Genomic DNA, 7,039 nt, shown 5'->3' on the forward strand with positions numbered 1-7,039 from the left:
CCGGGGCCCGGGCCCCGGGGCCGGTACCGGGCGGCTTAAAGTGAACCGGTGAACGGCGACTGGCTCCTTCGCGGCCGAGACGGCCGGCTCAGTGTCTACCAGCTGTCGGGCGACGCCGTCCTGTGCCGGGCGGAGCGCGGCCCCGGCGGCCCCTGGTCCGCTCCCCGCCGGATGGGCGGCGAGCAGAAACTGCACCCCGTCCTGGCCGTCGGCCAGGGCGCCGACAGCTATGCCCATCTGGTCTCCTGGCGGCCCACGGTCAAGGGCGAGTCGGGGCTGGTGCACTCCACGCACTTCCGCCCGCGTCTGGCGGCCCTGGACTGGAACCCGGTCGGCCACCCGAACAAGAAGGGCGACCGCACCGGCACGCCCGCCGTCGCGGTGGACGCACAGGGCCGCGCCCACATCTTCGTCCGCAACAAGGGCGGCGGTGTGAGCATGCTCGCCCAGAAGGAGAAGGGCGGCTGGGACCCCTGGCGGGACCTCAAGGGCAAGGAGGTCCAGGACGGTCTCGCGGCGGTCACGGGGGAGTCCGGCCGGGTCGAGCTGTACGCGGCCGTGCCCCAGGGCCTTGTGTACTGGCGTCAGGAAGAGCCCGGTGCCCAGCCCGTGCTCCAGGAGACGCTCGACGCGCCGGTCCGCCCGGGCACCCTGCGCGCGCTGGCCACCTCTCCGGACCGGACGACCCTCTTCTACACCGACACCTCCGGTGACCTGTGCGCCTGGCGTCCGGGCGGCAAGCCGGTCACCGTGCTGCCCGCGGCCGGTTCCGGTCCGGTGTCGGCGGTCCGCTGCGACCTGGACGGCCACGACTGCACCCTGCTGGTCCAGCGGTCGGCGAGCCGCCGGGTCGCCTTCGCCGCGTATCCGACCGAGCTGGAGTCGGCGGGTGCCTGGTGGACCGAGTCGGGCCCCGAACTGCCGCTGGACGCGCTGGTGTCGCTCACGACGGACGCGGCGGGCCGGGTGGCGGCGGCAACGTTGTCCCCCTCCACCGGACGCCTCCTGCTGACCCGGCGCAAGGACGAGCCGGGGCTGGCCCTGGAGGCGTGGCGTGAGGTCTGACCGGAAGACCCGCGCGGGAAGGGGACGAGCAGGAAGGCGGATGCGGTGAAGACGCGCGATCTGACGTTCGGTCTCTACGCGGACGAGGAGGGCTTGGCCTGGGTCGAGGGCCTCGTCCGCGGGGCCGTCGGCTCCCGCCGGGCCCGGATCCTCGGCTGGACCGTCGCCGACTCCTGCGCCGGCGGCGAGCTGTCGACCGCCGACGCGTACGACCACTTGGCACAGCAGTGGGCGTACGAGAACCCCGGGCGGAACAGCGGCCGGCACGCCGCGGTCGAACTCCGCGTCCGCCTGGCGTGCTCCCTGCGGACCTGGCGGGCGGTCCGCAAAGAGGTCATCAGGACCCTGTGTCCCGAGGGCATGGCGCCGCACGCCTGCCGCGTCCCCTGGTGCGCCCTCTGAACCGGACGCACCCCCCGGCAAACCGGGTGACGACGCCGATGCCCGGCACACCCCACGGTGTGCCGGGCATCGTACTTCTCCCGCGCGGTGCCTTACGCCGGGACGCTCGCCACGCCCGGAGCCAGGAACTTCTTGCCGTTCACGCGCTCGGAGACACCCTCGCGGTCCAGGTACGGCGTGATGCCGCCCAGGTGGAAGGGCCAGCCGGCACCCGTGATCAGGCACAGGTCGATGTCCTGGGCCTCGGCGACGACGCCTTCGTCGAGCATGAGCCCGATCTCCTGCGCCACCGCGTCCAGCACCCGCGCCCGCACCTGCTCCTCGGTCAGCACGACATCGCCCTGCTTGAGCAGCGCGGCGACCTCCGGGTCCAGCTCCGGCTTGCCGCTGTCGTAGACGTAGAAGCCGCGCTTGCCCGCCTCCACGACCGCCTTGAGGTTCGGGGAGACCTTGAAGCGGTCCGGGAAGGCGCCGTGCAGCGTCTCGGAGACGTGCAGACCGATCGCCGGGCCGACCAGCTCCAGCAGCACCAGCGGGGACATCGGCAGACCGAGCGGCTCGACGGCCTTCTCGGCGACCTCGACCGGGGTGCCCTCGTCGATGACGTTCTGGATCTCGCCCATGAAGCGGGTCAGGATGCGGTTCACGACGAACGCCGGGGCGTCCTTCACCAGCACCGCGGTCTTCTTCAGCTTCTTGGCGACGGCGAAGGCCGTGGCCAGCGAGGCGTCGTCCGTCTTCTCGCCGCGGACGATCTCCAGCAGCGGCAGCACCGCGACCGGGTTGAAGAAGTGGAAGCCGACGACCCGCTCGGGGTGCTTCAGCTTCGACGCCATCTCCGTGACCGACAGCGAGGAGGTGTTGGTGGCGAAGATCGCGTGCGCCGGGGCGACCGCCTCGACCTCCGCGAACACCTGCTGCTTGACACCGATCTCCTCGAACACGGCCTCGATGACGAAGTCCGCGTCCGCGAAGCCCTCGGCCTTGTCCAGGACACCGGTGACCAGCGCCTTGAGGCGGTTGGCCTTGTCCTGGTTGATGCGGCCCTTGCCGAGCAGCTTGTCGATCTCGGCGTGGACGTAGCCCACACCCTTGTCGACGCGCTCCTGGTCGATGTCGGTCAGCACGACCGGCACCTCCAGGCGGCGCAGGAAGAGCAGCGCGAGCTGGCTGGCCATCAGACCGGCGCCGACGACACCGACCTTGGTGACCGGACGCGCCAGGCTCTTGTCCGGCGCACCCGCCGGACGCTTGCCGCGCTTCTGCACGAGGTTGAACGCGTAGATGCCGGCGCGCAGTTCGCCGCCCATGATCAGGTCGGCGAGGGCCTGGTCCTCGGCGTCGTAGCCCTGCTGGAGGTCGCCGTTCTTGGCGGCGGCGATGATGTCCAGGGCACGGTAGGCGGCCGGAGCGGCGCCGTGCACCTTGCCGTCGGCGATGAAGCGGCCCTTGGCGACGGCCTGGTCCCAGGCCTCGCCGCGGTCGATCACCGGACGCTCGACCTCGATGTCGCCCTTGAGCACCTGGGCGGTCCAGAGCAGCGACTGCTCCAGGAAGTCGGCACCCTCGAAGAGGGCGTCGGCGATGCCCAGTTCGAAGACCTGCCGGCCCTTGAGCTGCTTGTTCTGGTTGAGGCTGTTCTCGATGATGACCTGGACGGCCTTGTCGGCGCCGATCAGGTTCGGCAGCAGCGTGCAGCCGCCCCAGCCGGGGACCAGGCCCAGGAACACCTCGGGGAGCGAGAACGCCGGGAGCGCCTTGGAGACGGTCCGGTACGTGCAGTGCAGACCGACCTCGACGCCACCGCCCATCGCCGCGCCGTTGTAGTAGGCGAAGGTCGGGACGGCCAGCTTCGACAGGCGCTTGAAGACCTCGTGGCCGCCCTTGCCGATGGCGAGCGCGTCCTTGTGCTCCTTGAGCAGCTCGACGCCCTTGAGGTCGGCGCCGACCGCGAAGATGAACGGCTTGCCGGTGATGCCGACGCCGACGATCTCGCCGTCCGCGGCTTCCTTCTCGACCTGGTCGAGGGCGGTGTCGAGGTTCGCCAGCGACTGCGGGCCGAAGGTGGTCGGCTTGGTGTGGTCGAAGCCGTTGTCCAGCGTGATCAGGGCGAAGCGCCCGGCGCCGAACGGCAGGTCGAGGTGGCGTACGTGCGCCTGGGTCACGACCTCGTCCGGGAACAGCTCGGCCGCGCCCTTCAGGAGCTCAGCGGTGGTGCTCACTTGTTGCCTCCGTCGAAGTGCGGGTTCTCCCAGATGACCGTCGCGCCCATGCCGAAGCCGACGCACATGGTGGTCAGGCCGTAGCGGACGTGCGGCTGCTCCTCGAACTGGCGGGCCAGCTGCGTCATCAGACGGACGCCGGAGGAGGCCAGCGGGTGGCCGAAGGCGATGGCGCCGCCGTACTGGTTGACGCGCGCGTCGTCGTCCGCGATGCCGTAGTGGTCGAGGAAGGCGAGGACCTGCACGGCGAAGGCCTCGTTGATCTCGAACAGGCCGATGTCGGAGATGGACAGGCCCGCCTTGGCGAGAGCCTTCTCCGTGGCCGGGATCGGGCCGTAGCCCATGACCTCCGGCTCGACGCCCGCGAAGGCGTAGGAGACCAGGCGCATCTTGACCGGCAGGCCGTTCTCGCGGGCGAAGTCCTCGGAGGCGATGATCGAGGCGGTCGCACCGTCGTTGAGACCAGCGGCGTTACCGGCGGTGACCCGGCCGTGCACGCGGAACGGCGTCTTCAGGTTCGCCAGGTTCTCCAGCGTGGTGCCCGGGCGCATCGGCTCGTCGGCGGTGACCAGACCCCAGCCGGTCTCGCCGCCCTCCGGGTTGGTGCGGCGCACCGAGATCGGCACCAGGTCCTGCTGGATCTTGCCGTTGGCGTACGCCTTGGCGGCCTTCTCCTGCGAGCGCACCGCGTACTCGTCGGCGCGGAGCTTGGTGATCTGCGGGTAGCGGTCGTGCAGGTTCTCCGCGGTCATGCCCATGAACAGGGCCGACTCGTCCACCAGCTTCTCGCTCACGAACCGCGGGTTGGGGTCGACGCCCTCGCCCATCGGGTGGCGGCCCATGTGCTCGACGCCACCGGCGATGACGGCGTCGTAGGCACCGAAGGCGATCGAACCGGCGGTGGTGGTCACGGCGGTCAGCGCGCCGGCGCACATGCGGTCGATCGAGTAGCCGGGCACGGACTGCGGCAGGCCCGCGAGGATGCCGGCGGTACGGCCGAGGGTCAGGCCCTGGTCGCCGATCTGCGTGGTCGCGGCGATGGCGACCTCGTCGATCTTCTTCGGGTCCAGACCGGGGTTGCGGCGCAGCAGCTCCCGGATCGCCTTCACGACAAGGTCGTCGGCGCGGGTCTCGTGGTAGATGCCCTTCGGGCCCGCCTTGCCGAACGGGGTGCGGACGCCGTCGACGAAGACGACGTCCCTGACGGTACGAGGCACGATGGCTCTCCTCCAGGGTGCGGGGTGGCACTGCTGCGATGCGCTGAGCGCGCGCTCAGGACCATGCTACTTATGAGTAACGTTGCTGCACAGCCCGGAAGGGGGGAGCGGTGAAGGTCACATCTTCCGCACCGGCCGGCGGAGCGCCCCGACGGCGGCGCGGGCGACCGCGCGACCGGCCATGACGAGGCCGCGGCCCCGTACGGCGCTCATTCGGGCGGCGCTGCGGACCGGCGAGGCGTCAGGACCGGATCGGTGCCGACAGAGCCGTCGACAACCGTGTCCGCTTCCCTGTGCGCTGCCTGCCCCACCAGGATCTTGGCGTGATCTCGACGTCCCTGTTCCGCTTGTGCGGCCTCCAGGGCCGGCGCGGGGAAGCCGCCTCGGCGGGCACGCACGATCCTGGTCGTCGTGCGAGGCGCGGAAGGGCGGCGCGCGGCTAGGGCCTGTCGTTCGGATCGGGTCGGCTGCGGGGCACGTTGCCTTTCGGCCGACCGAGCGGGGCGTGGTGCGTGCCGCTGCAAGGCGGAGGAGGGAGTCGACGCGGAGCCTCGGCGAGGGGCGACAACGCGGCAGATGCGCGTGCCACGCCCCGCGACGCCGGCATGATCCAAACGGCAGGCCTTAGGCCCCCTTCGCCGCCAGCGCGTCCACCAGCACCGGCGTGACCAGCTCGACCTGCCACGGGCGCGCGCCGTACCCGGCCAGCGCGGCAGCCACGGCCGCCTCGTCGGCAGGCGCGGGCGGCTCCCAGCAGATCCGCCGCACCGTGTCCGGGGAGATCACGTTCTCCTGCGGCATGTTGAGCCGTTCGGCGAGCGAGGACACCCCCGCCCGCGCGGCGGACAGCCGGGCCGCGGCGGCCGGGTCCTTGTCCGCCCAGGCCCGCGGCGGCGGCGGGCCGGTCACCGGCTGCCCCGGCTGCGGCAGCGCGGCCTCCGGCAGGGCCTTGGCCCGGTCCACCGCGGCCTGCCACTGCTCCAGCTGACGCCGCCCCATCCGGTGCCCGAACCCGTTCAGCCCGGCGAGGACGTGCACATTGCCCGGCAGGGCCAGCGCGGCCTCCACGATGGCCGCGTCGCTGAGCACCTTCCCCGGCGACACGTCCCGGCGCTGGGCGATCCGGTCCCGCGTCTGCCACAGCTCCCGTACGACGGCGAGCTGCCGGCGGCGCCGCACCTTGTGCATCCCGGACGTCCGGCGCCAGGGGTCCTTGCGCGGCTCGGCGGGCGGCGCGGTCGCGATCGCGTCGAACTCCTGGAGCGCCCACTCCAGCTTGCCCTGCCGGTCCAGCTCCTTCTCCAGGGCGTCCCGCAGGTCGACGAGCAGCTCGACGTCGAGCGCGGCGTACCGCAGCCAGGGCTCGGGCAGCGGCCGGGTCGACCAGTCGACGGCGGAGTGGCCCTTCTCCAGCACGAAGCCGAGGACACCCTCCACCATCGCGCCGAGGCCGACCCGGGGGAAGCCGGCGAGCCGGCCGGCCAGCTCGGTGTCGAACAGACGCGTCGGGACCATGCCTATCTCGCGCAGGCAGGGCAGGTCCTGGGTGGCCGCGTGCAGCACCCACTCGACGCCGGACAGCGCCTCGCCGAGGCCGGACAGGTCGGGGCAGGCGACGGGGTCGATCAGCGCGGTCCCGGCGCCCTGGCGGCGCAGCTGCACCAGGTAGGCGCGCTGGCCGTAGCGGTAGCCCGAGGCGCGCTCGGCGTCCACGGCGACGGGACCGGAGCCGGCGGCGAAGGCGGCGATCACCCGGGCGAGGCCCGCCTCGTCGGCGACCACGGGCGGAATGCCCTCGCGGGGTTCGAGCAACGGTGTCGGCGCCCCCAGCACAGAAGATCCGGCGTCGTCCGGAGGCGTGCCTCCGGTGGTGCGCAGGGAGCTGTCTGCTGCGGTGTCTTGGGCGTCGGTCACCTGTCAAGGGTATCCGTGTGTGGACAGCGCCCGTCGACGGAACGTTCCGTCGACGGGCGCGGGAGGGTCGTAAACCAGTCAGTTCCAGGCGCGGTCCGGTTCACGCCGGTGTACGCGGGATTCCGCCGAAGGGGGCATCAGGGTGGGGTCAGGGACGGACCTCGGGCCCGGGGACGGCCCGTGGGTCAGGGGGTCGGTGGACGGCCCGTGGGTCAGGGG

Annotated in this window: 5 protein-coding genes; 2 read left to right on the forward strand and 3 right to left on the reverse strand. The window is 72.1% G+C overall.

What is annotated here, in order from left to right; genetic code table 11:
* The first annotated feature begins 48 nt into the window (after positions 1-48).
* Both CCN44_RS34480 and CCN44_RS34485 read left to right on the forward strand, forming a co-directional pair.
* Positions 49-1,065 (forward strand): PLL family lectin, encoded by a 1,017-nt coding sequence (locus tag CCN44_RS34480; RefSeq protein ID WP_086702353.1) that lies wholly within the window; start codon positions 49-51, stop codon positions 1,063-1,065.
* A gap of 45 nt (positions 1,066-1,110) precedes the next feature.
* Complete coding sequence (locus CCN44_RS34485) at positions 1,111-1,467, forward strand: hypothetical protein (protein WP_086702357.1); 357 nt, start codon at positions 1,111-1,113, stop codon at positions 1,465-1,467.
* 92 nt (positions 1,468-1,559) lie between these two features.
* Here the strand turns inward: CCN44_RS34485 and CCN44_RS34490 are convergent, their stop codons facing one another.
* The 3 genes from CCN44_RS34490 to CCN44_RS34505 form a co-directional block, all read right to left on the reverse strand.
* Positions 1,560-3,689: a 3-hydroxyacyl-CoA dehydrogenase NAD-binding domain-containing protein gene (locus tag CCN44_RS34490; protein WP_059253473.1), complete on the reverse strand. Its 2,130-nt coding sequence runs from the start codon at positions 3,687-3,689 to the stop codon at positions 1,560-1,562.
* Positions 3,686-4,906 (reverse strand): thiolase family protein, encoded by a 1,221-nt coding sequence (locus CCN44_RS34495; protein WP_059253475.1) that lies wholly within the window; start codon positions 4,904-4,906, stop codon positions 3,686-3,688. The genes CCN44_RS34490 and CCN44_RS34495 overlap by 4 nt, the downstream gene beginning before the upstream one ends.
* A gap of 624 nt (positions 4,907-5,530) precedes the next feature.
* A complete protein-coding gene (locus CCN44_RS34505) occupies positions 5,531-6,820 on the reverse strand; it encodes a ribonuclease D (protein ID WP_079081203.1) in 1,290 nt (429 codons plus the stop codon).
* Between the last annotated feature and the right edge of the window lie 219 nt (positions 6,821-7,039).

The sequence above is a fragment of the Streptomyces tricolor genome (assembly GCF_002155905.1).
Lineage (GTDB): Bacteria > Actinomycetota > Actinomycetes > Streptomycetales > Streptomycetaceae > Streptomyces > Streptomyces tricolor.